The following is a 25,352-nucleotide window of genomic DNA, read 5'->3' on the forward strand; positions in this document are numbered from 1 at the left end:
GGGGAAAAACGAAGGGGGCACCCTAAGCAGCTCCCCGCTACAGGGAAGTCGCGCCTCAGCTCGCCATCGCCTCGCCGCCGCCATCCGTGTCCTCTCCAACGTTGCCGTCGGCGGCATCGTCCAGTGCGCCGACATCCCGGGGCACACCGTCCACGTAAATTACGACATTGCCGGGCATCGCCGGCACGCGGGGCCCTGGCGTCACCACCCCCGTGAGGTTGAGCGGGTCCACACCCGATACCTGGACCCGGACGCCCGAGGGCGGCTGACGGCGCACCGAACGCGCCATGTCCACCGCCTCTGGCAACGCGAACTGCTCTCCCACGAAGCCGGCCACGAAACGGCCACCGCGCACCTCGCCGCGCGCCTCCATGCGGCGGTACACGAAGAGCAGCTCACGCCACGTGGGCGCGAGCGACTCACGCATCACCAAATCCCGCCACACGATGCCGTAGCGCTGGAGGAAGAGGCGGGCCAGCGAGTCCATGACCTCGTCATGCGACTTCGGCTCGGCCGGCGCCAGCAGGCTCCAACGGCCCGGGCCGCCGCGCTGGAGCAGCTTCTGCCGCTTGCGGTGCGCCGGGCTCTGGAGCACGCGCAGGTTCTGCACCGCGTCCGCCGTCACCAGACCTCGCGCCACCAGCTCCCACAGCGCATCCTCGATTTCAGCGGGCAGCCGCCGGGCGCGGGACACCAAATCCTGGAAGAAGCAGGCGCCTCGCCGCTCCAGCACCGCGACCACGTCCTTCGCGGCCACGCTCAAGTCCGGCGGCGTCCACACATCCCCGTCCGCCAGCACCGCATGGGGACGCGCGGCGGTGAGCATCCACTCCAGGTCCTCGCGCAAGGTGAAGGTCAGCGGCGCGTTGCGCGTGGGCGATGCGCGGGAGCGCGGAGGCGCGGGCTCCGGCGGCGTCACCGGCGCGCCTCGACGAGGCCCCGGCGTCGGCTTCACCTCCTTCGTCGTCAACCGGCCCCAAGCCACCTCACCCGCGTAACAGGCCCGCTCCAACAGGTCCGGCGTATAGCCACGCATGCGCGCGGGCAGGAGGAAGCGCTCCCACGCGGAAGCCGGTGCCTCGTAGCCCTGGAGCAGCCGCACCGCCTTCAGCAGCCCCGTGGAGCCCCGCAGCGCGTCCAGCTCCTCCAGGTGGTGCCACCGGAAGAGGAAGCGCATGAAGTCCTGCGCGCTCAGCGGCTCGATTTCCTTGCGCAGCCGCCCCACCGTCAGCCGGTGGATGCGCTGGAGCAGACGCCGGTCACACCACTCCAGCGGAGGGCTCGCGCAATCCGTGAGCGGCACCTCCAGCGGGCGGAAGCGTCCGCGCAGCACGTTGCCCTGGGACTCCAGTTGGTGGATGGCGGCGTTGACGGAGTCCTCGTCCAGGACGACGAGCTGGGCCAGCTCCGCCACCGTGGTGGGCCCCAGCATCTCCATGCGTCCGCGCACCACCTGGAGCACGGCGGCGTCCCGCTCCACGGGACGGTCATGCGCCAGCACCGGCAAGGGCGGCTGCATGGGCGCGTCCGGGAACAGCACCCGCAGCGCGTTGCCTCGCTCAGCGGACACCAGGAAGCGGCCCGCGGGCAGGTCCATCCACGCCACCCGGCCCTGCTCGAACAGCGGGGTCGCCATGCCGCGCGGCACCTCCGCCTCGGGGAGCAGGATCAACTGCAACAGCGCGTCGTGCAGCTCGTCCTCGTCGCGCATCGGCGGGGCCGCGTCCGCCACCACCGTGGCGATGGCGCTGGCATCCAGCGCGCCAAAGGCCGTCACGTCCTCCACCGGCATGGCGCGGCGCAGGGCCACGTTGCGCACACGGCGTTCCTCGGCCGGCGCGTCGTCCAGGAAGGTGTAGGGCTGGCTGTGAATCATCGCGTGCGCGAAGAGGCTGGGCTCCGGCACGTCGCGCGCGAGCAGGCGGATGCGGCCATCACGCATGCCTCGCAGCACCTCGCGCAGGCCGTCCACGTCCATGGCCTCGCGCAGGCAGTCATCCATGGTCTGCTTCACCAGCGGATGGTCCGGCAACTCCAGGTCGCCACCGCCGTGGTTGTCCTGGCAGCCCACCTGCTCTGGAAACACCGCCGCCAGCAGGTCCTCGCTGCGCGCGCGTTGGAGGTTGGGCGCCACGCGCTTGCCGCCCATCATCCGGTTCAGCGCGAGCGCCCGCGTGGCCACCCACCGGAAGCGCGTGCCGAAAATCGGCGCCTGGAGCACCGCCTGCACCAGCACCTCCTCCACGCCGTCCGGGTGGAGGAAGTCGAAAATCTCCGCCAGGGGGAAGGAGTGCTGCTCGCCCAGCGACAGGAGGATGCCGTCCTCCGTGGCCGCGGCCTGGAGCTCGAAGTCGAACGAGCGGCAGAAGCGCTTGCGCAGCGCCAGCCCCCACGCGCGGTTGATGCGGCTGCCGAAGGGCGCGTGGATGATGAGCTGCATCCCGCCCGCTTCGTCGAAGAAGCGCTCGGCCACGATGGTGGTGTTGCTGGGCACCGCGTCGAGCATCTTCTGCCCGGTGCGCAGGTAGCCCATCAGCGCGTCCACCGCGGGCGGCGACATGCGCAAATCCTTCGCGAGGAACTCCGGGGCGTCGTCGCGCGTCAGCAGCGATTCGCGCAGGCGGCCCACCTGGAGGGACAGCTCGTCCGTACGGCCCGGGGCCTCACCGCGCCAGAAGGGCACGTTGGGCGGAGCGCCGCGCGCGTCCTCCACCTGCACCGTGCTGCCTGACACCCGCTGGATGCGCCACGCGGTGCTGCCCAACAGGAAGATGTCTCCGGGCGAGGACTCCACCGCGAAGTCCTCGTCCAGCGTGCCCACCACCTTGCCCTCGGGCTCGGCGGTGACGCTGAAGGTGAAGGTGTCCGGAATGGCGCCGCCGTTGGTGAGCGCGGTGATGCGCACGCCGCGCCGCCCCTTGAGGCGCTGGTTCACCCGGTCCCTGTGCAGGTGGATGCCCGCGCGGCCCCGGCGCGCCGCCACGCCTTCGGCCAGCACCTCCAGCACGCCCTGATACTCCTCCCAGGTGAGGTCACGGTACGGATACGCGCGCTGGAAGAGGCTGAACAGGGCGCGCTCGTCCCACTCCTCGCAGGCGCACGCGGCGACAATCTGCTGCGCCAGCACGTCCAGCGGCTTCTCCGGAATCCGCACCGCATCCAGGTCGCCCTCGCGCACGGCGTTGAGGAGCGCGGTGCACTCCATCAACTCGTCGCGCGTCATCGCGAACATGATGCCCTTGGAGATGCCGGCCTTGTGGTGGCCCGCGCGGCCCACGCGCTGGAGCAACACGGCGATGGCGCGCGTGCTGCCCAACTGCACGACCAGGTCCACGTTGCCCACGTCGATGCCCAGCTCCAGCGACGCGGTGGCCACCATCGCGCGGAGCTGGCCGGACTTCAGCTTCTCCTCCGCGGCCAGCCGGATTTCGCGCGACATGCTGCCGTGGTGCGCGGCCACGGTGCCCTCGCCCAGGCGCTCGCCCAGGTCATGCGCCACGCGCTCCGCCATCTTCCGCGTGTTGACGAAGACGAGCGTGGTCCGGTGCGCCCCCGTCAGCTCCACCAGCCGGTCGTAGACCTGCCCCCACATCTCGTGGCTGGCCAGCGACGACAGCTCCGCGTCCGGAATCTCCAGCGTCAAATCCCACGGGCGCAGGTGGCCCACCTCCACCCGCTTGCACGCATGGTGGGACGCGCCCGTCAGGAACCCGGCGATGGCGTCCAGCGGCTTCTGCGTCGCTGACAGGCCGATGAGCTGGGGCCGCGCGTCGGTGAGCGCCTTGAGCCGCTCCAGCGACAGCGCGAAGTGGCTGCCCCGCTTGTCGCGCGCCAGGGCGTGGATTTCGTCCACGATGACGGTGCGCACCGAGCACAGCGTGGCGCGCGCCTTCTCCGCCGTCAGATAGAGATAGAAGGACTCCGGCGTGGTGATGAGGATGTGCGGCGGGCGGCGCACCATCTGCGCGCGCTCGGAGGCCGGCGTGTCCCCGCTGCGCACCTGGACGCGCAGCGCCTGCGGCTGGTAGCCCTCCGAGCGGGCTCGCGCGAGCAGCTCCTCCAGCGGCTGGAGCAGGTTCTTCTGCACGTCGTTGCCCAGCGCCTTGAGCGGCGACACGTAGAGCACCTGGGTGCAGTCGGTCAGCGTGCCCTCCAGCGCCAGACGAAACAGCGAGTCCAACGCGGCGAGGAAGGCCGTCAGCGTCTTGCCGCTGCCCGTGGGCGCGGCGATGAGCACGTCCTGCCCCGCCTGGATGAGCGGCCAGCCCTCCACCTGCGGGCGGCTGGGCTCTCCCAGGCGCTCCGCGAACCAGCGACGCACCACGGGATGAAACGGCGCCAATGCCGGATGCGCCTCGTACTCCGCTACGAAGTCGAGGCTGATTTGCGGGGCCATGCGGAACCTCCAGACCTAGCCTGAACACAGGTACAGCCCAGCGTCAACGCGACGGAACGTCGTGAGTAGCCTCCCACTGCCGGTATGCGGGCCAGCGGCAGACGCCCCGGCGAAGCGCCGTGCTTGCGTTCGAGCGTGACGTTGACGCGTCACGCAAGACGCATGACGCGTCACCTGCGAGGCCGGACGTGCCGAAAGCCGCGAAACACCGCGGGTTTTCCACCATCAATCGGCGCGCGCGCCCGTCCGTCACGCATTGGGCGCGGGGGGAATGTGCCTTGCACATCGCACCTCGGCATATCGAGGAGCAACGCATGAGCCCAACCCATCAGATTCTCCGGGCGAACGTCGAGGAGGGGAGCCCTTCTCCCCTGCGTGAACGCGCGCGCGCTGACGCACGAATGGACGCACCATGAGCGAGGCGACCTGCGACATCGCCATCATCGGGGGCGGTCCCGCGGGCGCGGCCATGGCCGTGGCCCTGCGCGACCAGGCCCCCTTCCTCTCCGTCACGCTCATCGAGCGCACCGCCTATGACACGCCGCGCTCCGGCGAGACGCTGTCCCCGGAGGTTCGCCTGCCCCTGTCGCGCCTCGGCGTCTGGGGCAGCTTCCTCCGGGATGGACATCTGGCGTCGCGAGGAACGGCCTCGTGCTGGAGCCGCCCGGAGCCGAGCACTCAGGACACGCACATGTCGCCGTGGGGGTCCGCGTGGCACCTGGACCGGGCCCGCTTCGACGAACGGCTGAGCCTGGAGGCCACGCGGCTGGGCGTCCAGATGCTTCGCCTGACGACCTTGTTGGACTCGGAGCGGCTGGGGAAGGACGGTTATCGCCTGCACCTCTCCCAGCGGAAGGCGGGCGCCACCACGCTGCGGGCGCGCTTCGTGGTGGATGCGACGGGATGGAAGGCCACCTTCGCCATGTCCCAGGGCGCCCGTCGCCGCGTGAGAGACCGCTGCATCGCCGTGTACGGCACGTTCCAACGCCGAACCGGAGAGCCGTTCCCCACCGAGGCCCTGGTGGAGTCCTGCCCCGAAGGCTGGTGGCACTCCGCGCTCCTGCCCAACGGGCGTGTCGCCGTCGCGCTGGTGGGTGATGGCGATTCCCTGCACGGGCTGCGGTGGGCGACACCCCAGCCCTGGATGGCCCTGCTGGACCAGGCTCCCGCCACCCAGGCGAGGCTGGCGGTGTGCGACTTCGCGGGCGAGTCACTCGTCGCCGCGCCCATCCTCGTCGGACAGCTCGACGCGATGCACGGCGAGCGCTGGGTCGCCGTGGGGGATGCGGCCTGCACCCAGGACCCGCTGTCCGCGCAGGGGGTCGCCAGCGCGATGGACTCCGCGCTGCTCGCCGCCGGGGCCGTGGGGCAATACCTGCGGGGCGACTCAGAGGCGTTGCGTGACTACGAGGCGACGCTCCAACGGCGGTTCGAGGACCACTTGCGGCTGCGCGGCCACGCGTACCGCGAGGAGCAGCGGTGGCGGGACGCCCCCTTCTGGAAGAACCGGCACGAGGCCTTCCCCGCCCCGCCGACGGCGCACCAGCAGCACTCGACGCCGGGCGGACTCCCCACGTGAGATGGCGCGCGTCAGAAAATCCAGAGGCGCTCTTTCGGGAACGCGAGCGTGTACGCGCCGGGCGCCAGGGATTCACGCGTGGTGGCGCGCAGCGTCTGTCCTTCGAGCTGGAACTGGTGCTCCCAGCGCCCGCCCACGTAGAGGGAGTTCGCCAAGGTCGCGGGCAGCCGGTTCTCACCGGGGCCGGACGCCAGTTGGAGCTCCTCCACGCGAATGACGCCGGTGGCCTCGCCGCCACCGCCCCCGCCACCCCGCTGCTGTCCCCACAGCGACTGGCCGCCCACCTGGAGCCGCGCTTCCCCGTCACGCCGCTCCACCACGCGCCCCGGCAGCGTGTTGTTCACGCCCATGAAGTTCGCGGCGAAGAGACTCTGGGGCTGCGTGTAGAGCTGCTCCGGCGTCCCGTCCTGCACCACGCGCCCACCGTCCAGCAGCATGATGCGGTCCGCGATGGCCATGGCCTCCACCTGGTCATGGGTGACGAAGAGCGCGGTGAGGCCCAGACGTTTGATGAGCGCGCGAATCCACACCCGCGCCTCCTCCCGCAGCTTCGCGTCCAGGTTGGACAGCGGCTCATCCAGGAGCACCAGCGGCGGCCCGTAGACGAGCGCCCGCGCCAACGCCACGCGCTGCTGCTGTCCACCGGAAAGCTGGCTGGGGAAGCGGTCGCCATAGCCCTCGAGGCCCACGCCCTGGAGCACCTCGCGCACGGCCCGGTCCACCTGTTGGCTGGACTGCTTTCGCAGCCGCAGGCCATAGGCCACGTTGTCGAACACCGTCTTGTGCGGCCACAGCGCGTAGGACTGGAACACCAACCCCAAATCCCGCCGCTCCGGCGGAAGGTTCACCTTCGCCGCCGCGTCGAACACCGTGCGTTCACCAATGTGGATGCGCCCACTCACCGGCGTCTCCAGCCCCGCGACGGAGCGCAGCAGCGTGGACTTGCCGCTGCCGGAGCGCCCCAGCAGCGCCACCACCTCGCCGTCCCGGAAGTCGGCGGTGATGCCCTTCAGGATGTCATTCGCGCCGAGCCGGACGTGGACGTCCTCGACGAGCAACCGGGCCATGGGGTGACGTCCTTCCGAACAGGCAGCGCGTCCGGACGGCATCGTGCGACAGCGCATGGCCCGGGGCCAGCACCAATGCCCCTGCCTCGCAGCGCCGCGCTCAGAAGATGCGGCGGGGACCGGCCGACGCCACGGGCGCGCGGCCGGCGGCCTTCGTCCAGGTGACGCGGAACGTCGCGGCCGTGCCGTCGAAGGCGATGGGCTCCACCTTCACCTGCCCCGCGCCCGCGGACCGCAGCGTCTCCGCCAGGAAGCCCGCCGCGAAGTCCGGCGTGTCCGCCGTGACGTCCTTCATCCACAGCGTGGCGCTGTCCTTCGTGGACTCCTCCACGCGGACTTCATTGAAGTTGTTGCCGGCGCGCACGTTGTACGGAACGCGCTCCAGCGTGCGCTGGGGCCCCAACTGCGTCACCAACTGCATGCTGGCCCGGCCCACCGACGTCTGTCGGAAACCCTGCAGAAAGCGCGCGCCCAACGCGAAGCTGGCCTCGTGGGGCGGCAGCTCCGGGAAGACGTCCCGGGCCGCCACGCGCAAGAAGCCGCGCCACTGCTCCAGTGTGTACTGAGGGCGCAGAGGCTCCGACAGGTCGAGCCCCACCGCCTTCAAGCGCTGGCGTCCCTCTCGGGTGAGATACGGCCCGAGCGCCCGGATGAAGAGCGCTTCCACCGACTGAGCGAACATGAGCTTCTCTGACGCCATGCACGGAAGGTGGCAGCGGCAACCCCATTGCGGGAGTCGCGATGTGCCCCATTCGTCAAATGGTCATCATCGTGGCAACCGGATGAGGAAGGTGGTGCCGTCCGTCGCACTGGACGCCACCTGCGCGTCGCCGTCATGGGCCCGGACAATCTGCCGGGTGATGTAGAGCCCCAGGCCCAGGCCGCTGGGCGCGCCCACGTCGCTCGCCAGACGCCGGCCGCGGCGCCACGCCCCGAAGACGTGGGGCAGGTCCTCCGGGGGAATGGGCGAGCCGTGGTTGTGGATGCGCAGCACCACCTCACGCTCGAAGCCCTCGGCCCCCACCCACACGGCGCTCTCCGAGGGGCTGTACTTCAGCGCGTTGCCCACCAGGTTGCCCACCGCCTGCTCCAGCCGGTCGGAGTCCCACTTCCCCTCGCCGTCCCCCCGCGACTCCAGCAGCACCACCCGGCCGGGGTGGCTGGCGCGAAGCTCCTCCACGGTGCGGCGCACCACGTCGAAGACGTCACCCGGCGCGCGCACCACCGGGATGCCGCCGCCCAGGCGCGAGCGAGCGAAATCCAGCAGTTGGCGGATCATCCGGTCCATGCGATCGGCGCTGGTGAGGATGCGCTCGGTGAGCATGCCCTGGCGCTCATCCAGGCCACCCTTGCGCCGCAACTGCTGCGCGGACATGGACAGCGCGTTGAGCGGATTGCGCAGGTCGTGCCCGAGCATCCCGATGAACTGCTCGCGAAACTCCTCCGCGCTGCGCGCCACGGTGACGTCGCTCATGGAGGACATCACCGCCAGCACCTGCCCGTTGGCGTCTACCGTGGGTGACAACACGACGTCGAAGTGACGCAGCCCCCGGTCCGACTCCAAGGCGACGGTGCCGCGCTGGACCTTGCCCGTGCGCAGGGCCACCCGGACCAACTCCAGATACGGCCCCAGCGATGCGTCCTCCGCCAGCATCCCATTCAGCGTCTTGCCCGGAGCGTGGACCGCGCGGCTCCCGCGCGAGGTATACAGGGCCTGGTTGGCTGACAGGACGCGCCCCGTCTCGTCGTAGAGCACGATGGGGTCCGCCGCGGAGGAGATGGCCAGCTCCAACAGCTTCTGCTGACGCGCCACCTCGCGGGACAGCTCCCGCACCTCGCGCTCCGCCTGACGCAGCCGGAGCAGCGCGTGGACCTGCGCCACCAGCTCCTCCGGGTCCACCGGCGCCATGAGGTAGCCATCCGCCCCATGCTCCAGGCCCTGCGCCCGGTCCCCCGGCCCCACGGCCTGCGCCGACAGGTGGAGCACCAGCACGCCCTGCGTGCGGGGCGTGGACTTCAACCGCTGACAGACCTCCAACCCACTGATGTCCGGCAGCCGCACATCCAGGATGACGAGGTCCGTCTCCTCGCTCGCCAGGGCCAGCGCTTCATGCCCGGAGCCCGCATCCACCACGCGAAAGCCCGCGAGCCCCAGAACGCGCGAGGTGACGTAGCGGCTGGCCACGTCGTCATTGACGTTGAGGATGAGCGCGGGTGTCGAGGTCATGGGGGGAGGACGAGCGAGACTTCTTTCGTAGCCGCGCCTCTGGCTGAACGCCAGATGTTACGGACTCCAACATGCCCCCTGTCTGTGCGGGCAGACAGGCGGCGGCCCGTCACCCGGCAAAATATTCATGGCCGGTGCCGAAGACGCCGTTTCGCGATAGGGATGCCGCATGCGCCCTCCCTGTCGACCCCTTCCCGCGGACGGCCGCTTCCTCCAGGCCGTGGGTCCCACCCCGCTCGTCCCCGTGTGCTTGCACGAGGGGGGGCCCACCATCTGGTGCAAGCTGGAGTTCCTCAATCCCAGCGGCTCCACCAAGGACCGCATCGCGCGTTACATGCTGGAGAAGGCCTGGCGGCAGGGCGAGCTGGCACCCGGCGGAGAGGTCATCGAGGCCTCCAGCGGCTCGACGAGCATCGCCCTGGCCCTGGCCTGCGCGCAGATGGGCCTGCGCTTCACCGCGGTGATGCCGGAGGGTGTCACGGGCGAGCGCATCCTCACCATCCGCGCCTATGGCGGTGACGTGGTGCTGGTGCCGCGCGAGGCCGGCGTGCAGGGCGCCATCGTGAAGGCCGAGGAACTGGCGCGTGAGCGCAAGGCCTTCGCGCCTCGCCAGTTCGAGAACCTGGACAACGCCGAGGCCCACCGCGTGTGGACGGGCCAGGAGATTCTGTCGCAGGTGCCGGGCGGACTGGTGCACGGCGTGGTCAGCGGCGTGGGCACGGGCGGCACCGTGGTGGGCCTGTACCAGGCCTTCGCGGAAGCGGGCTGTCCGGTGACGGCCTTCGTGGCGCGCCCCATTGCCGGGCTCGGTTGCGATGTCGAATGTTGCAGCTTCAGCCCTCGGGTTCCGGGCGTGGTGGATGGGATGTCGCGGCTGTACCGCGAGGCGGACATGCCGGGCCGCGTCGAAATCGACGTGTCGGATGACGCGGCCATGAACACCGCGCGGGCGCTCATCCGCCGCGGCTTCCCGGTGGGACCGTCGTCCGGCCTCAACTACGTGGCCGCGGTGGAGGCAGCGAAGCGACTGGGCCCCGGCGCGCAGGTGGTGACGGTGTTCCCCGACCGCATGGAGCGCTACTTCTCCACCGAGCTCATCCAGCCCAAGCCCGTGCCCGCACGCGGCGCGGCCTGAAGTCCCCGGGAATGACGGGGCTCGCGCGCAGTTGCGTGCCCCGGCATCCCGCGCTATCTGCTGGGCAAGCCCACGGTCATGCTCTTCCGAGTCCTGACATTGCTGGTGGTCCTGGCGCTGCCTCCCATCGCGGGGGCGGCCGAGGGGCTGTTCCATCTCTGCCAGGGCACCGTGAAGCTGGATTTGACGTGTGCCTGCCATCAGGCGAAGCGAGCGAAGGCCGCGCCGGCCAGCAGCCCGGAAGCGGCCATCGTCGTCGACCACCACGATTGCTGCGGTGAGCTGGCCGTCCGGATCCCCGCGCCCGAGCCCGTCACCGCGAGCGCCGGGCCGTCGTGGACGCTGACGCCCATGGCGGTGATTCCCCAGGCGGTGGTCCAGGTGCCTCCGGCGCCGGAGGCCCTGCCGTCGTCGTGGGTGCGCACCCGGGGCGTGCATCGCTCCACCGCGCCACCGCTGTACCGTCAGAACTGCTCCTACCTCATTTGAGACGTCCGGCCCCCGTGCGTTGAGGCCTGGCGGGTGGACGCGTGTCCACCGGCCGGATTCCGCCTGTTGCCGGTGACGTCCTTCTCCCGGCGACAGGCTCGATTCCCGTCATCTGGAGCAGGAAGTCATGTCGTTCCATCGAAGCTGGACGCGGTCCGCGACGCGGGCCGTGCTCGCCACCGGCTCCGCCGTGTGGTTGGGCTCTGGCGCGGCCGGAGCCAGTGAGCAGCGGTATCAATCCCAACTCGAAGCCATCGCGCGCCAGGCGCCTCGGGCCCAGGACGCGGAGCCCTTCACGAGCGCGCCTGTCTTGGAGCGCGCGGAGCTGGTGCGGCAGGTGCTCGCGCGCAATCCCTCGCTGGAGGCGGCCCGGGAGGCCTGGCGCGCCAGCCTCGAACGCTACCCGCGTGAGACGGCGCTCGAGGACCCGATGCTCTCCTACGGCGTCGCGCCGCTGAGCATCGCCGGCAGCGCGCGCTTCGGGCAGTCCGTGGAGCTGAGTCAACAGCTCCCCTTCCCCGGCAAGCGCGGCCTGCGCGGCGAGATGGCGCTGGCGGAGGCACAGTCGATGCGCGAGGACCGCGAGGCGATGCGCCTGCGCATGGCGCTGATGGCGTCCACGCTCTTCGACGAGTTGTTCGTCGTGGAGCGCTCGCTCGCCGTCACCGAGGAACACCTGCGGCTGCTGGGCCAGCTCAAGAAGAGCGCGGAGGCGCAGTACGTCACCGGCCGCGCCTCGCAGCAGGACCCGCTCCAGGCCGAAGTGGAGCTGAGCGAGGTGCTGCGGGAACAGGTGATGTTCGAGGCCGAGCGCGAGCGGCTGCGCGCCCAGCTCAACGGCCTGCTGCACCGCGCGCCCCAGGCGCCGCTTCCACCGTTGCCGGAGGCGTTGCCCACGCTGGTGACAGAGGCCTTGTCCGCGGAGCGGCTCCAGGACGAGGCCCTGCGCCTGCGGCCGGAGCTGGAGGGCCTGCGCGCGCGGGTTGGCGGAGGCGAGGCCGCCGTCCGGCTCGCGAAACGCGACTACTACCCGGACGTCATGGTGATGGGCGCGTACAACTCCATGTGGATGGACACGCCCCACCAGTTCATGGCGGGCGTCACCGTCAACATCCCCCTCGACTTCGGCAAGCGGAAGGCCGCGGTGCACGAGGCGGAGGCGGGCCTGAAGCGCCTGCGGCGGGAAGAGGAACAGCTCATCGACGACATCCGCGTCGAGGTGGAGCAGGCCCGCTCGCGCGCCGATGAAACGCGGCGCGTGGTGGCGCTCTTCCAGGAGCGGCTCGCCCCCGCGGCGCGGGACCAGGTGGCCGCCGCGCGCGCCGGCTTCGAGAGCGGCAAGAACAGCTTCCAGGTCCTCATCGAGGCGGAGCGCAACCTGCGCCGCGTCGAGCTGCGTGAACAGACAGCCCTGGCGGACGTGCAGCGCCGTCAGGCGGAACTTGACCGGGCCCTGGGCCACATCCCGGGGCTGCCCCGGAACGGAGAGACGCGATGAGCCCCCCGACCCGCCGCCGTATCGGCCCCTGGCTGGGCCTGCTCGCGATTGCCGTCCTCGTCGTCGTGGCCTGGAGGCCCCTGGTGGGCTGGTTCACTGGCGCGCCGTCTCACACAGGCACGGCGCCCGCGCAGCCTGGCGCCCCCCTTCCCACGCCCGCGCTGGAGTACGCGCGCGCGGCCTTCGAGTCCTACGAGGCCCTGCGCGCGCTGCTCGCCCAGGACAGCCTGGAGGGACTCTCCCCCCGGGCCGGGGAGCTGAAGTCAGCGCTCCAGCAGGCCGCGGAGGCCACGCACGGTGACGCCGCGCCGCTGGCCGCGTGGCTCCAGCAGGGCGCGGAGGCCGCGTCCCAGTTGGCCACGGCGAAGGACGCCGAAGCGGCGCGCATCCCCTTCGCGCGGCTGAGCGAGGCGCTCATCGCCCTGGCCGCCGCGGACCCTCGGCTCCAGGAAGGCTGGCATGTCTTCGAGTGCCCCATGGTGGACGGGGTGAATCAGTGGCTCCAGCGCGAACCGAAGCTGGAGAACCCCTACATGGGCCGCCGCATGCTCGCGTGTGGCACGTCGAGCGAGTGGCGCGCGGCCTCGGCGCCGGCCTCCCACGGTGAAGGCGAGGTCGCGCACTACACGTGCCCCATGCACCCGTCCGTGAAGCAGCACGGGCCCGGCGCGTGCCCCATCTGCGGCATGGACCTCACGCCCGTCACCCGCGCCGAACTGGAGAGCGGCATCATCCTCGTGGACGACGTGCGGCGCCAGCGCATCGGGGTGACAACGGCTCCCGCGAAGGCCGCGCCCATGGACCTGTCCCTGCGCGCGCTTGGCCGCGTCACCTTCGACGAGAAGTCCCTGGTGGACGTCACGCTCAAGTTGGACGGCTACATCCACGAGCTGCGCGTCAACGCCACGGGCGAGCCGGTGAAGAAAGGCGCGGTCCTCTTCACCCTCTACAGTCCGGAGCTCTACGCCGCGCAGCAGGAGTACCTGCTGGCGCGTCAGAGCCAGAGCGCGGCCAACGCGTCCCTCGTGGGCGCGGCGCGCAAGCGGCTGGAGCTGTGGGGCCTGTCGTCCGCGCAAATCGAGCGCGTGGCGCAGCGCGGGCAGCCCGTGGAGAACATGCCCTTCCTGGCGCCCGCCAGCGGCTTCGTGCTGGAGAAGAACGTGGTGGAGGGCGCGGCGGTGAAGGCCGGCGAGCGCCTGTTCCGCATCGCCCCGCTGGAGAAGGTCTGGGTGGAGGCGGACGTGTACGAACAGGACCTGGCGCGCGTGAAGCCCGGCCAGCCGGTGGAGGTCACCCTGCCCTACCTGCCCGGCAAGACGTACGCGGGCCGCGTCGGCTACGTGTACCCGTCCCTGCAAGGGGCCACGCGCACCGGCCGCATCCGCATCGAGCTGCCCAACCCCGAGCTGGAGTTGAAGCCCGACATGTACGCGGACGTTCGCTTCGTCATGCAAGGTGGCTCGCGGCTCCAGATTCCCGACTCGGCCGTCATCTACACGGGCCCCCGGCGGCTGGTGTTCGTGGACATGGGCGAGGGGCGGCTGCGGCCCCAGGAGGTGAAGCTGGGCCTCAAGGGCGAGAGCACCTACGAGGTGCTGGAGGGCCTGTCCCCCGGCGACGTGGTGGTGACGAGCGGCAACTTCCTCATCGCCGCGGAGAGCCGCATCCGCTCCGCCACGGACGCCTTCGGAGGCAGCCATGCAGCCCACTGAGCACGGCGAGCAGAGCTTCATCGGCCGCCTCATCGGGGCCTGCGCGCGCAACCCGTTCCTCACCCTGCTGCTGGTGGGCGCGCTGGCGGCCTGGGCCATCCACGCCGTTCGCGGCACCAAGCTGGACGCCATCCCCGACCTGTCCGACACCCAGGTGATTGTCTTCACCGAATGGATGGGACGCGGGCCGGACCTGGTCGAGGACCAGATTACCTACCCCATCTCCTCGTCGCTGCTGTCGGCGCCGAAGGTGAAGGCCGTGCGTGGCCAGTCCATGTTCGGCATGTCCTTCGTCTACGTCATTTTCGAAGACGGCACGGACATGTACTGGGCGCGCAGCCGCGTGCTCGAATACATGGAGACGGCGCGAGGCCGCCTGCCCGCGGGCGTGTCACCCACGCTGGGGCCGGACGCCACCGGCGTGGGCTGGGTGTTCGAGTACGCGCTGGTGGACGAAAGCGGCAAGCACTCGCTCGCGGACCTGCGCAGCCTCCAGGACTGGAACGTGCGTTACGCGCTCTCCAGCGTCCCGGGCGTGGCGGAGGTCGCCAGCGTGGGCGGCATCGTGAAGCAGTACCAGGTGCAGGTGGACCCCAACCAGCTCCGCGCCTATGGCGTGACGTTGGGCGAGGTGACGCGCGCCGTCCGTGAATCCAACGAGGACGTGGGCGGCCGGGTGATGGAGATCGCCGGGCACGAGCACGTCATCCGCGGGCGCGGCTACATCCGCTCCACGCAGGACATCGAGACCATCCCCCTGAAGGTGAGCGACGACGGCACGCCGGTCCTGGTGCGCAACGTGGCCCGGGTGAGCCTGGGGCCGGACATCCGCCGGGGCGTGGCGGAGCTGGACGGCAAGGGCGAGGTGGCCGGCGGCATCGTCGTCATGCGCTATGGCGAAAACGCGCTGTCCGTCATCGAGGCGGTGAAGGAGCGCCTGGAGGAGGTCCGCGCGGGGCTGCCGGAGGGCGTGGAGCTGGTCGTCACCTACGACCGCTCGGGGATCATCGAAGAGTCCATCGACACGCTCAGCCGGGCGCTGGTGGAGGAGATGCTGGTGGTCAGCCTCATCATCTTCCTCTTCCTGATGCATGCGCGCAGCGCGCTGGTCACCATCCTCACGCTGCCCGTGGCGGTGCTGCTCGCGTTCATCCCCATGTACTACCAGGGGCTCACCGCCAACATCATGAGCCTGGGCGGCATCATCGTCGCCATTGGCGCCATGGTGGATGCCTCCATCATCATCGTGGAGAACATCCACAAGAAGCTGGAGACGTGGGAAGCAGAGGGCCGTCCCGGCGAGCGCCGCGAGGTCATCATCGCCGCGATGCAGGAGGTGGGGCCCTCCATCTTCGGCACGCTGCTGGTGCTCACCGTCGCCTTCCTGCCCGTCTTCACGCTGGAGGCCACCGAGGGGCGCCTCTTCAAGCCGCTGGCGTACACGAAGACGTACTCCATGGGCTTCGCCGCGGTGCTCGCGGTGACGCTGACGCCCGCGCTGGCGGTGCTCTTCATCCGCGGACGCATCCGCCGCGAGGATGAGAACCCCATCAACCGCTGGCTGGTGGCGCTCTATGTGCCGGTGGTGCGCTTCGTCGTGCGACACGCCAAGGCGGTGGTGGCGATGTCCGTGGTGGCCATGGCGCTGACGGTGCCGGCCTTCATGCGCCTGGGCCACGAGTTCATGCCGCCGCTCAACGAGGGCGCCATCCTCTACATGCCCACCTCGCCGCCGGGCATGTCCATCACCGAGGCCATTCGCATCCTCCAGTCCATGGACGCGCAGTTGAAGCGCATCCCGGAGGTGGTCAGCGTCTTCGGCAAGGCGGGCCGCGCGGAGACGCCCACGGACCCCGCGCCGCTGTCCATGTTCGAGACCACGGTGGTGCTCAAGCCGAAGTCCGAATGGCGCAAGGGCCTGAGCTGGGAAGCGCTGCTCGCGGAGATGGACGAGACGCTCCAGTACCCTGGCATGCCCAACATCTTCTGGATGCCCATCCAGACGCGCACGGAGATGCTGGCCACGGGCATCCGCAGCCCGCTGGGCATCCAGGTGTTTGGCGACAACCTGAACACGCTGGAGCAGACGGCGGTCGCCATCGAGAAGGCCGTGGCGCAGGTGCCCGGCACGCGCAGCGCGTTCGCGGACCGCTCCACGGGCGGCTTCTACGTGGACATCGCGGTGAAGCGGGAAGAGGCCGCGCGCCTGGGGCTGGGCGTGAAGGACGTCAACGAGGTGGTGATGGGCGCCATCGGCGGGGAGAACATCTCCCAGACGGTGGAGGGCCGCGAGCGCTACCCCATCAACGTGCGCTACGCGCGCGAGTACCGCGACAGCCCCGAGCTGCTCAAGGAGGTGTTGGTGCCCACGCCCACCGGCGCCCAGGTGCCGTTGACCCAGGTGGCGGACGTGCGCTTCGTGCAGGGGCCTCCCATGATTCGCAGCGAGGGCGGCAAGCTCGTCACCTACGTCTTCGTGGACACCGAGCGGCCCATCGCGGACTACGTGAAGGACGCGAAGGCGGCGGTGGCGCGCGAGGTGAAGACGCCCACGGGCGTGCGCGTGGAGTGGAGCGGCCAGTTCAAGTACTTCGAGCGCGCCACCGAGAAGCTCCAGGTGGTCATCCCCGTCACCCTGCTGCTCGTGTGCCTGCTCCTGTACTTCAGCACGAAGTCCGTGGTGGAGACGGGCATCGTCCTGCTGGCGGTGCCATTCAGCCTTATTGGCGCCGTGTGGCTGTTGTACCTGCTGGGCTACAACATGAGCATCGCCGTATGGGTGGGGCTCATCGCGCTTGCGGGGCTCGACGCGGAGACGGGCGTGGTGATGCTGCTCTACCTCACGCTCGCCCATAAAAAGGCGGACCAGGAGGGCCGGCTGCGCTCCATGGCCGACCTCACGGAGACCATCGTTGATGGCGCGGCGCGTCGAATCCGTCCCAAGTTGATGACGGTGCTGACGGACATGATCGGCCTGCTTCCCGTGCTGTGGAGCACCGGCACGGGCGCGGACGTCATGAAACGCATCGCGGCACCGCTCGTGGGCGGACTTGTGACGTCGTTTTTACTCGAGCTGACTGTGTATCCGGCCATCTTCGCCCTCTGGAAGAAACGCCACCTTCCCCAGGAGCAGCCCGAGGAAGGCACGGGTGAGCGCTCGCTCCCCGCCAAGCCCCAAACAGCCTGAAGCAGTGCAATCTGATTGAATTAAGACAGCCAGGTTGTGACCCGGGAGTTACGCAACTCCCGGGGATTGGTCGTCGATAATTCGGGCAGGTTCACTTCACTCCCATCCCCCCGGAGTCCTCATGCGACTGCCCTCGCTTTCGTCCGTGTTCCGCGCCCCCTCGGCGCAGACTTCCCGCACCGCCGCCGCCTCCTCCTCGGTCTCCGCGCCGCCGGCAGGCATTCGCAAGGGAGACACGGGTCCGAAGGTGAAGCAGCTCCAGGACGCGCTCGTGAAGGTGGGCTACATGACGCGGGCGCAGGTGAACACGGGCCCGGGCACCTTCGGTCCGCAGACGGAAGCGGCGGTGAAGAAGTTCCAGGCCGACAACAAGCTGCCCACCACGGGCTTCTACGGCGACCTCACGCACGCGGCGCTGAAGAAGGCGCTGGGCTCCACCGGCCCCACGCCCACCACGCCGACGACGCCGGGCGGCAAGTTCACCAAGCCCACGGTCATCAGCGCGCCCTCGCCGAACCAGAACTCGCGCGGCGGCACGAAGATCGACACCATCGTCATGCACCACACCGCGTCCAACAACGGCGCGGGCGACCTGTCGTGGATGCGCAACCCGCAGAGCAAGGTGTCCGCGCACTACATGGTGGACCGCGACGGAAAGATTTATCAGCTCGTCGGTGACGACAAGCGCGCCTGGCACGCGGGCAAGGGCGAGCTGCACGGCGTGCCCTCGGACATCAACAGCCGCTCCATCGGCATTGAAATCGTCAACGACGGCAGCGGCAAGACGCCCTTCACCGAGGCCCAGTACAAGGCCCTCACCCAGCTCACCGGGTTCCTGAAGCAGGAGCACAACATCCCCACGAAGAACATCGTGGGCCACGCCGACGTCGCGGTGCCCAAGGGCCGCAAGACGGACCCCGCACCGAACTTCGACTGGAACCGGCTGATGCGCGGCATCTCCTGAGATAGGGCAGCCCCGCCTCTCAACGCCAAACGTCCGTTCCTCAACCGCTTGCGCCCCGGGCCGCCAGGATGCGGCACGGGGCGCTATGCTTTGGGCATGGGGAAGAACTTCGTTGGCGTCAACAAGCTCTCCATCGTCAATGCGGACTCTGGGGGCGTGACGGTCGCGTTCCCGGACGTCTGCAAGACGCCGAGCCCGGCGGGCCCCGTTCCCATTCCATACCCGAACATCGCCCGCTCGGCGGACACCGCGAAGGGGTCGAAGCAGGTCTCCGTGGAGGGAAAGCCCCTCTGCCTCAAGGACTCGAACTTCTCCACCAGCACGGGGGACGAAGCCGGTACCGCGGGCGGCGTGGCTTCAGGGAAGACGAAGGGCCAGGCCGAGTTCGTCAACTACTCGTTCGACGTCTGCATCGAGGGAAAGAACGTGCCGCGAGCGTTCGACCTCATGCTCCACAACGACAAGAACACGCCGCCGTTTCCGCTCATGCAGCCGCCCGTCGTCGCTCCGCACGAGGACGATGAGGCGCTCCCATGTCCCTGCTGTGGAGAGCCACAGACCTGACCGGGGAGCGTTCAGCGCATGGCCCAGGACGCGCCCGCCAAGGCAACCACCACGGTCTTCTCGGATGACGAGCCGCCCATCCACGGGATGCGCGTTGGCTGGGTCGCGGGTGTGGACGCGGACGGCTCGGTCCGAATCGATTTCCCCGCCAACAAACACGGGCCGCTGCTCGCGCGCACCACCGTCCCGCTCGAGCCCGAGCAATGGCAACAGGCCGCGCGTGAACGAAGGGAGGTAACGCTCTTTTTCGATGACGGCAGGCCCTCCCGCCCTGTCCTCACGGGCCTGCTCCAGCCAATGCCTCCCACGCCCCTGCTCGACGCGATGCTGGCGCAGCGGCTCCCCATGGCCTCCCGGGAGGCCCAGGTGGACGGCCGGCGGGTCCTGCTGGAAGGACGTGACGAGGTGGTGCTGCGGTGTGGCAAAGCCACCCTCATCCTCCGCGCGGATGGACGCGTCATCCTTCGTGGCGTGGAGGTTCTCACCGAGGCGGAGGGCGTCCACCGCATCCGCGGCGGGAAGGTGAAGATCAACTGAGGCTAGACGCTAGAACTCCAGCGCCTCTGGCAATGGCGCAGACGGGGCTCGGAAAGCCTCCGCGGGCATGAAGGGCAGACGCGGACGCGCGGGGATTCCCCACAGCTCCGCCAACCGGACCAGCGCGAGTCCCTCCACGAAAATGGAGGCCTCCGTCTGCGCGAAATACGCATCGAGCGCGTCCTGGCGCCGGTCGGCTTCGATGCCCTCCTCCCACTCCCGGGTGAGCGCCGACAAGGCCGCCCAGAAGGCGTCCGCATCCTCGCGCATGAGCGCGGACAGGACATCGAAGCGAGTGGAGGGCTCCTCCAGGCAACGCTCGAAGGCCGCCAGCCGGACCGCATCCTGCCGCCGCTCCAACAGCGGACCGGAGAGCAGGTCGAAGTAGCGGAAGTCTTCTTCGGGCTCCATCTTCGGGGCCCAGGGCGTGTCCAGCTTCGCGCCCATGTCTCTCGCCAAAGTCAGTTGGTTGAGCGCGAGTGCATCCAGCAGCGGCGACGCCCGGGACTTGCAGAGGTAGTACGTGTCCAGTCCGGGCTGAGTGGCGCGCTGGTCCAGCAGCCACGTGTAGAGGAGCGCGCTTTGATGGAGCGCGTGCTGGAAACCATCCGCGTCCAGGTCGATGAGCAGCAGGCCACAGCCGAGCTGACGGGACCGGGCGCAGACATCCAAGACAGTGGCCGCGTCTGGCCCTTCCTCGCGCAACCGCGACAGGCCGTCTTGGATTTCCTCCTCGAGGTTCCCCAGCGTGATGTCCAGTTCGAGCGTTCCCATGTTGGCTCCTAGAACAAAGGCTCGCCCATGGCGGCGACGCTGATACCCGTGCAGTCGGCGGCCCTGAGCTTCTCCAACAAGTCGGAGCGAATGAGGATGCGATTCTTCAACTCCCCCAGACGGAAGAACATGGCGTCTTTCGGAACCTTGTCCTCCAGCACATGCAGCTTGCTGAGACTGGTGCTCACCACCTTCCGCTTGTTCGGGTAGAGGCCGTACTCGGAGCGGTCCCAGTCGAAGCAGTCGAAGCTCTGAAGGGCGTTTGCGATGAAGTAAGGCTCCGGGACCTTCTTACGCTTGCGGTCCTTGAGGGTGAAGGGCAGGTACTCCACCTGCTCGGGACCAAGCCCCGCCTGCTCCATGATGCCCTTTGCCTTCTCGGAGACCAGCACCGCCTTGTGAATGTTGTCGACGAAGTCGGTGATCATGTCGCCACGCTTGTTCGACAGTGAGAGGGAGATCTTGGGAGGGTACTTGTCTCCCAACATCATGCATTCACTCAGCATCCAATAGTCTTCGAAGGCATCATCAAGGTTCTCAACCGTGCCAACACGACGGTCGTCGCTGACAACAAAGATGAAGTACTCATGACGTGCCATGTCCTGACCTTATCCCCTCATCCAGTGATTACCCGGCCGATCTGTCTGCCCGGCCGCATGGCCTTGATTTGCCTGAGAATTTGATTGGAAATGAAATCAAGGTCCACCACCACTTCGTCCACGTCCTCACAGGCCTGAGTCGTGATGGCTTTATCGAGCTTCAGCTTCACGTCCTTCAACATGTCCTTCATCGAACTGGAATAGGCCACGTGTTCCTTCATGTCCCAGGGACAGTGTGCTGGCAGCTCGACAATCTTCGAAACGGAGATCTCCTGTGGCAACAGGACCATGTTGTCCTGTCCGTTGATATTCCACTTTGAGCTACACAGGATGTCGACGCGGCGCTTCGTCTTGTCGTCGTTGCCGCAGACGTATTCCTGAAGGGCGCCCTGGGGAATCAGGTGGTGGTAGTTGTGGTGGTAGGGGTACCAGGCGCCGTATCCGCCAGCGGCCCCGTTCTTCACCGCGAAGGTCGGCTGCTGCCTCTGCATGTGCTTTCTGGGAACATGCTCCACCGGGAGTATGTAGCCGTAGTGCCAGCCCTCTTTGTTGAGGCTCAGCCATTTGATGGACCCACCAAAGCGGCCCTCGAAGCGTTTACGGAAGGCCTCCCGCCATTCACTCGGCTTCTGGATACTTCGCGCCTTGGCCCCCACTTCCTTCGAAATCATGGAGGTGAGGATGAGGTCCCCGCGACGGCGCCTGTCACCCGAGACATCCAGGACGTAGCCCAATGCCAGGGCATTCTGGCGGTGGTCCTTGTTGTACATGTCCTGACGCAAGGCACTGACCTGGTAGCCATTCATCGCGTAGTGGCAGGCCGACGTCCCGTACCCAGGTGCATGGCGCCAGATACACCCGGTCGTATCGTCCTGGTGGTAGTCCACCTTGAAGTCCCAAGAGACGTGCTTCTTCCTTCCCATGATGAGACCTCCCGTGGGCCTCAAGCCCGGGAGAGTCGCGCCGCCGCGAACTCTCCAGAGTCGGAACTGGACCAGACGAGCGCCTGCTCGCCATGAGCATATCCCCGGGCGAAGCCCTGAAGACTGGCACACATGGAAATGAGTCCACCGGCAGCCCCGGTGTCGCCCAGACACTCCGCGGGAGCGTGAATGTGGGCCCCCGCCACCGGGTGGGTCTCCTGGAGCAGGGCCTGCGCGGAGCCCCACTCCAAGGCGCGCGCGTGCTCTCCATTGACGTCACAATAGATGTCTCCCACGAGGGAAGACCCCTCGGGCCAGACTTGACGGATGACCCGCGCCAGTGCGCGCCCGGACTCGACGCCTCTGCGCACGTCCCCTTCCATCCGCGCAACCCCCACCGCGGCCAGCGAGCCCAACAAGGTCGCTCCACGTCGAGCAGCCTCGGCGTGCGACTCCACCAGCACCGCGACGGCCGCCTCCCCCGGCATCAAGCCCATGGGAGACTCCGGTGTCTTCAGCCGCCTTCGGTCTGCAAGCCACTGGAGCGAATCCGCGTCCACCAGGCTGTCGACCCCCAGCACCACGGCACGTTGAAACCGCCGCTCCTGGAGATGCTGGGACACCTGATGGAGCGCGAGCAACCCCGCGGCATGCCCCGCGTGCAGCACCGACACGTTCTGCATGGGGAGGGACAGCCCGCAGTGCGCCAACAACCGCGAGGGGAGTTTCTCGACGATGAGCTCGTCCTGGAAATCGAAGTCATCCCGACGCGTCGGAGACAGGCAGAGCAGCAGGGCCGTCTGCCGAAAGAAAGCAGCATCGCTCGCGGAAAGCCCCGTTGACTGAAGCAAGTCCTCCAACGCGAAGGCGCCCAACTTGAGGAGCCGAGCCATCCCCGTGAAGCCATCCAGCAGCCCTCGCAGAGGGTGGCCCGTGGGCACGACCTCACCGGGCGCGTCTCTCCGGAGAATCGAAAACGGTAACGGGCGGGGCCGGACGATACGCGCCCGGAGGGCGGCACAGGACTCAACGGCGCCATGGCCAATGGCACTCACCATCCCCGTTCCGGTGACGACGAGCCCACTCGATGCCGGTGCGCGGGACTCTCTCCGAATCATGCGCTCGGCGCGCGGTGCGGCGGAGGAGGACGTCCCACCTCGCATCAACTCCCGAAATGGGCCCGCCGGAACCCGCCCCAGGTCGCCCCGCAGGTTCGCCACCTCTCGCAGTTGCTGAGCCACGAGGAGCCCGGTGTCGAGCTGGCATCGCCCGCCCGTGCGAATCGCCAATTCCAGGGCCAGCACGGGCCGGCGGCGCATGGAGCCGTGGTCGAGAAGCTCGACCAGCCGCTCAGGACTCCATGGGACACCGCTCAGGTAACGCTCGGCAGGATTGAAGCGGCCGCGCGCGGTCTTCCACCACGCTTCGATGCGTACCGCATCCGGCACGGGCAGGTCCCCCTCCGTATCCTCATCAGAAGGGACGCTGTACCCCTGAGCCACTGGGAGCCCCGTGATGGCTGCGAACGCCTCGCCTGCCAACGGCCCCAAGGCGTTGTCGCGCAGCCAAGGCAGCAGCGCCTCCGCGCCCTCGCGTCTTCCACTGAAGCCCAGCGCCCAGAGGGCATCGCGACGTCGGCCAGGGTCGTCGAGCCCCTTCAGCAATGGCGCGAGTTCCTCCCCGGACGTCCCCAAAGCCCAGACGACCGCCGCGAGCCTCCAGGACTCCGTGGGGCGGGCAATCGCCTGTTCATACGCGGACCACGCCTCGGGAAGCCCGAGGACCAGCCCCACCTCCTGAGCCACGTCACGCACCGAGGGCAATTCCGAACGCAGCGCCTGCCGCACCAAAGCCTGGTCCACGTGGGCAGGAAAGTGGCGGGCCGCACGCAAGGCGGCGCAAGCCAGTTCCGGAGTTCCCTCGGACACGAGCATGCCCAGATTCACGGGAGGTGGGTGCCCCCGAGCCACGAGGACATCCAGGAGCGCGGCTCGCGCGAAAGCACTGGCGCGCTCAAACGCGGCCAACAGTCGCGGCTCCAAACCGGGGCGACCCGAAAAGCGGAGTGCGTCTCGAAGCCCCTCGCGCTGGGCGGGCTCCCCCTCCAGCAAGACGTCCAGGATGGACGCGCTCCAATCCGCGTCCATGCCGAGAAGCGCGAGCCCGGCCACGAAGGACTCCTCGCGGCTTTCCGCGGACAGCCTTGGAAGCAACAGCCGCCGGGCCACCTGCTCCCCCCCAGCGCCAGCGCATCCACATGCGCCAGCAGGCGCTCCTCCGGTCCGCTCACGACCTCTCGTGGCGTGTAGCGCGAGGAGCCATGACTGTCCTCCCACCGCTTGAATAGAAACGCGGCTTCGTCCAGGTGCTCCTCCGCGATGTCCCAGCGAAGGAGCTGCGGGGCTGCATGGATGGCCATGACGGCTTGAACGTTAGCCGTCAGCCGCCCCTCACGCCCAAGGCCCCAGACCTCGCTTCTTCTTGCAAACGTTCAATCCATTGCAAGTCCGAAGCAACCCCGCAATCCCTCTCAGGTCCGCATCTTCAGCCGCGTCTCGTGGACAGCATCGCCCACGGCGCCGGCCTTCTCTCGCTCGGCGGCGCGCAGCAGGCGGAGGATGCCAGGGCCGAGCACGTCGATTTCCGTGGAGGCATAGGCCTCCGTGCCGAAGCGCCGGATGGTCTCCGTCTGCTTTTTGAGGATGCGCGCGTCCTGCCCGAAGATGTGGAGCGCCACCGGCATGATGAGCGGCAGCGCCGCGCGCACCAGCCACCGGGGCAAGGGCAGACGGAACGTCACCACCGCGAACACCAGCGTGTCCCACTCCGACACGGGCGTCATCGCCGACGTCACCATGATGTGGCTGGTATCCCCGATGCGGTACTCCACCTGCGCGATGGATGGCATCAGGAAGCGGTCGAAGTGCTGCACCACCCCGCCGCCCGGCGCCAGCAACTTGCCCACGAGCCCGCTGGGACGCGGCTCGCCGATGTACTCGGCCTCCACCTTGTCCGCGCTCCGGCGCACCACGACTTCAATCTCGTTGCGCTTCTCCTCCGTGCGGAACAATCCCCCGTGGAGGTACGCCGTATGCGGCACGTCCAGCGTGTTCTCCAGCGTGGCGTGTAGCGAGCCCGGGGCGCGCAGCATGCGGCGCACGGTGGAGTACTCCCGCGCCTCCAGCAGCGGGAAGCGGTAGGGCTCCGTCGTCGGCTCGACGCCGGGCGTGGAGTAGACCCAGACGAAGCCATCCTGCTCCCGCGTGGCATGCGCCGTGGCGCAGCGGGCACGGGCCCCCGGCTCCCCGAGGAAGCCCGGAATGGCGCGGCACTGGCCCGCGCCGTCGAAGCGCCAGCCGTGATAGCCGCACTGGAGCTGCCCTTCCTTCACCCGGCCGAGTGACAGCGGCACGTTCCGGTGCGGACAGCGGTCCACCAGGGTCGCGGGCTTGCCCCCCTCCCCTCGAAAGAGCACCAGGGGCGAGCCCTGGAGCGTTCGCGCCAGGGGCTTGTCTCCCAGCTCGCTCGAAGCGCAGAGGATGAACCAGGCGTTGGGCAGGTGGACGACGGAGATATGTCCGGCGGGCGTACCAGGGGTGCGCCCCTCCTCGCGAGAGCTCATGGAGGACACTCTAATCGGCCTCGACCGCGAGTGAAGGCCTCCGCGATGTCCGACCCGCCATGCCTGGACACCCGGGTGC

General features: G+C 68.9%; 18 protein-coding genes. 9 read left to right on the plus strand and 9 right to left on the minus strand.

Translation table 11 applies throughout. From position 1 onward, the window contains the following. Positions 1–55 precede the first annotated feature (55 nt). Positions 56–4,396, minus strand: coding sequence for a DEAD/DEAH box helicase (locus A176_RS28965; protein WP_002638355.1), 4,341 nt, complete (start codon positions 4,394–4,396; stop codon positions 56–58). A 412-nt stretch (positions 4,397–4,808) separates the two neighbouring features. On the opposite strand from A176_RS28965, the gene A176_RS28970 reads away from it, so the two are divergent. Further along, on the plus strand, positions 4,809–5,975 hold the full coding sequence (locus A176_RS28970) for a tryptophan 7-halogenase (protein WP_002638354.1): 1,167 nt from the start codon (positions 4,809–4,811) through the stop codon (positions 5,973–5,975). Between the two features lie 11 nt (positions 5,976–5,986). On the opposite strand, the gene A176_RS28975 is transcribed toward A176_RS28970, so the two are convergent. The 3 genes from A176_RS28975 to A176_RS28985 form a co-directional block, all read right to left on the minus strand. Then, entirely contained in the window at positions 5,987–7,042 is a 1,056-nt protein-coding gene (locus A176_RS28975) for an ABC transporter ATP-binding protein (RefSeq protein WP_002638353.1), read from the minus strand. Positions 7,043–7,142: 100 nt separating this feature from the next. Further along, positions 7,143–7,742: a TIGR02265 family protein gene (locus A176_RS28980; RefSeq protein ID WP_044889300.1), complete on the minus strand. Its 600-nt coding sequence runs from the start codon at positions 7,740–7,742 to the stop codon at positions 7,143–7,145. Between the two features lie 66 nt (positions 7,743–7,808). Then, the gene (locus A176_RS28985) at positions 7,809–9,269 is read right to left on the minus strand and encodes a sensor histidine kinase (RefSeq protein ID WP_002638351.1); all 1,461 of its coding nucleotides are present in this window, start codon (positions 9,267–9,269) and stop codon (positions 7,809–7,811) included. Positions 9,270–9,438: 169 nt separating this feature from the next. Here A176_RS28985 and A176_RS28990 point away from each other — a divergent pair, with 169 nt between their 5' ends. The 8 genes from A176_RS28990 (at position 9,439) to A176_RS29025 (ending at position 19,355) form a co-directional block, all read left to right on the plus strand. Continuing rightward, complete coding sequence (locus A176_RS28990) at positions 9,439–10,404, plus strand: PLP-dependent cysteine synthase family protein (protein WP_044889299.1); 966 nt, start codon at positions 9,439–9,441, stop codon at positions 10,402–10,404. 78 nt (positions 10,405–10,482) lie between these two features. Beyond that, positions 10,483–10,893, plus strand: a complete 411-nt coding sequence (locus tag A176_RS28995; protein WP_002638348.1) for a hypothetical protein — start codon at positions 10,483–10,485, stop codon at positions 10,891–10,893. A 127-nt stretch (positions 10,894–11,020) separates the two neighbouring features. Beyond that, the gene (locus A176_RS29000; protein ID WP_002638346.1) at positions 11,021–12,391 is read left to right on the plus strand and encodes a TolC family protein; all 1,371 of its coding nucleotides are present in this window, start codon (positions 11,021–11,023) and stop codon (positions 12,389–12,391) included. Continuing rightward, on the plus strand, positions 12,388–14,103 hold the full coding sequence (locus A176_RS29005) for an efflux RND transporter periplasmic adaptor subunit (protein ID WP_002638345.1): 1,716 nt from the start codon (positions 12,388–12,390) through the stop codon (positions 14,101–14,103). Before A176_RS29000 ends, A176_RS29005 begins: the two co-directional genes overlap by 4 nt. After that, positions 14,090–17,290, plus strand: coding sequence for an efflux RND transporter permease subunit (locus A176_RS29010; protein WP_002638344.1), 3,201 nt, complete (start codon positions 14,090–14,092; stop codon positions 17,288–17,290). Before A176_RS29005 ends, A176_RS29010 begins: the two co-directional genes overlap by 14 nt. Positions 17,291–17,411: 121 nt before the next feature. Further along, positions 17,412–18,254 (plus strand): peptidoglycan recognition protein family protein, encoded by an 843-nt coding sequence (locus tag A176_RS29015; RefSeq protein WP_002638343.1) that lies wholly within the window; start codon positions 17,412–17,414, stop codon positions 18,252–18,254. A gap of 96 nt (positions 18,255–18,350) precedes the next feature. Further along, positions 18,351–18,818: a DUF4150 domain-containing protein gene (locus A176_RS29020; RefSeq protein WP_002638342.1), complete on the plus strand. Its 468-nt coding sequence runs from the start codon at positions 18,351–18,353 to the stop codon at positions 18,816–18,818. A gap of 18 nt (positions 18,819–18,836) precedes the next feature. Then, a complete protein-coding gene (locus A176_RS29025; RefSeq protein WP_002638341.1) occupies positions 18,837–19,355 on the plus strand; it encodes a DUF6484 domain-containing protein in 519 nt (172 codons plus the stop codon). Positions 19,356–19,364: 9 nt separating this feature from the next. Here A176_RS29025 and A176_RS29030 read toward each other — a convergent pair whose 3' ends face one another. The 5 genes from A176_RS29030 to A176_RS29050 form a co-directional block, all read right to left on the minus strand. Continuing rightward, positions 19,365–20,129 carry an immunity 49 family protein gene (locus tag A176_RS29030; protein WP_002638340.1) on the minus strand — a complete coding sequence of 255 codons (765 nt, stop codon included), beginning with the start codon at positions 20,127–20,129 and terminating at the stop codon, positions 19,365–19,367. A gap of 8 nt (positions 20,130–20,137) precedes the next feature. Beyond that, positions 20,138–20,728 (minus strand): imm11 family protein, encoded by a 591-nt coding sequence (locus A176_RS29035; protein ID WP_044889298.1) that lies wholly within the window; start codon positions 20,726–20,728, stop codon positions 20,138–20,140. A 17-nt stretch (positions 20,729–20,745) separates the two neighbouring features. After that, a complete protein-coding gene (locus A176_RS29040) occupies positions 20,746–21,651 on the minus strand; it encodes an AHH domain-containing protein (RefSeq protein ID WP_002638338.1) in 906 nt (301 codons plus the stop codon). A 20-nt stretch (positions 21,652–21,671) separates the two neighbouring features. Continuing rightward, entirely contained in the window at positions 21,672–23,879 is a 2,208-nt protein-coding gene (locus A176_RS29045) for a hypothetical protein (RefSeq protein ID WP_049872402.1), read from the minus strand. A 302-nt stretch (positions 23,880–24,181) separates the two neighbouring features. After that, positions 24,182–25,273, minus strand: coding sequence for an aromatic ring-hydroxylating oxygenase subunit alpha (locus A176_RS29050; protein ID WP_044889444.1), 1,092 nt, complete (start codon positions 25,271–25,273; stop codon positions 24,182–24,184). Positions 25,274–25,352: the final 79 nt, after the last annotated feature.

It is taken from the genome of Myxococcus hansupus (assembly GCF_000280925.3).
Lineage (GTDB): Bacteria > Myxococcota > Myxococcia > Myxococcales > Myxococcaceae > Myxococcus > Myxococcus hansupus.

Coding starts and splice junctions, on each gene's coding strand:
- A176_RS28990 (WP_044889299.1), top strand. CDS start 9,439: ATGCGCCCTCCCTGTCGACCCCTTCCCGCGGACGGCCGCTTCCTCCAG.
- A176_RS28985 (WP_002638351.1), bottom strand. CDS start 9,269: ATGACCTCGACACCCGCGCTCATCCTCAACGTCAATGACGACGTGGCC.
- A176_RS29015 (WP_002638343.1), top strand. CDS start 17,412: ATGCGACTGCCCTCGCTTTCGTCCGTGTTCCGCGCCCCCTCGGCGCAG.
- A176_RS28995 (WP_002638348.1), top strand. CDS start 10,483: ATGCTCTTCCGAGTCCTGACATTGCTGGTGGTCCTGGCGCTGCCTCCC.
- A176_RS29000 (WP_002638346.1), top strand. CDS start 11,021: ATGTCGTTCCATCGAAGCTGGACGCGGTCCGCGACGCGGGCCGTGCTC.
- A176_RS29005 (WP_002638345.1), top strand. CDS start 12,388: ATGAGCCCCCCGACCCGCCGCCGTATCGGCCCCTGGCTGGGCCTGCTC.
- A176_RS29030 (WP_002638340.1), bottom strand. CDS start 20,129: ATGGGAACGCTCGAACTGGACATCACGCTGGGGAACCTCGAGGAGGAA.
- A176_RS29020 (WP_002638342.1), top strand. CDS start 18,351: ATGGGGAAGAACTTCGTTGGCGTCAACAAGCTCTCCATCGTCAATGCG.
- A176_RS29040 (WP_002638338.1), bottom strand. CDS start 21,651: ATGGGAAGGAAGAAGCACGTCTCTTGGGACTTCAAGGTGGACTACCAC.
- A176_RS28970 (WP_002638354.1), top strand. CDS start 4,809: ATGAGCGAGGCGACCTGCGACATCGCCATCATCGGGGGCGGTCCCGCG.
- A176_RS29025 (WP_002638341.1), top strand. CDS start 18,837: ATGGCCCAGGACGCGCCCGCCAAGGCAACCACCACGGTCTTCTCGGAT.
- A176_RS29050 (WP_044889444.1), bottom strand. CDS start 25,273: ATGAGCTCTCGCGAGGAGGGGCGCACCCCTGGTACGCCCGCCGGACAT.
- A176_RS29010 (WP_002638344.1), top strand. CDS start 14,090: ATGCAGCCCACTGAGCACGGCGAGCAGAGCTTCATCGGCCGCCTCATC.
- A176_RS28965 (WP_002638355.1), bottom strand. CDS start 4,396: ATGGCCCCGCAAATCAGCCTCGACTTCGTAGCGGAGTACGAGGCGCAT.
- A176_RS28975 (WP_002638353.1), bottom strand. CDS start 7,042: ATGGCCCGGTTGCTCGTCGAGGACGTCCACGTCCGGCTCGGCGCGAAT.
- A176_RS29035 (WP_044889298.1), bottom strand. CDS start 20,728: ATGGCACGTCATGAGTACTTCATCTTTGTTGTCAGCGACGACCGTCGT.
- A176_RS28980 (WP_044889300.1), bottom strand. CDS start 7,742: ATGGCGTCAGAGAAGCTCATGTTCGCTCAGTCGGTGGAAGCGCTCTTC.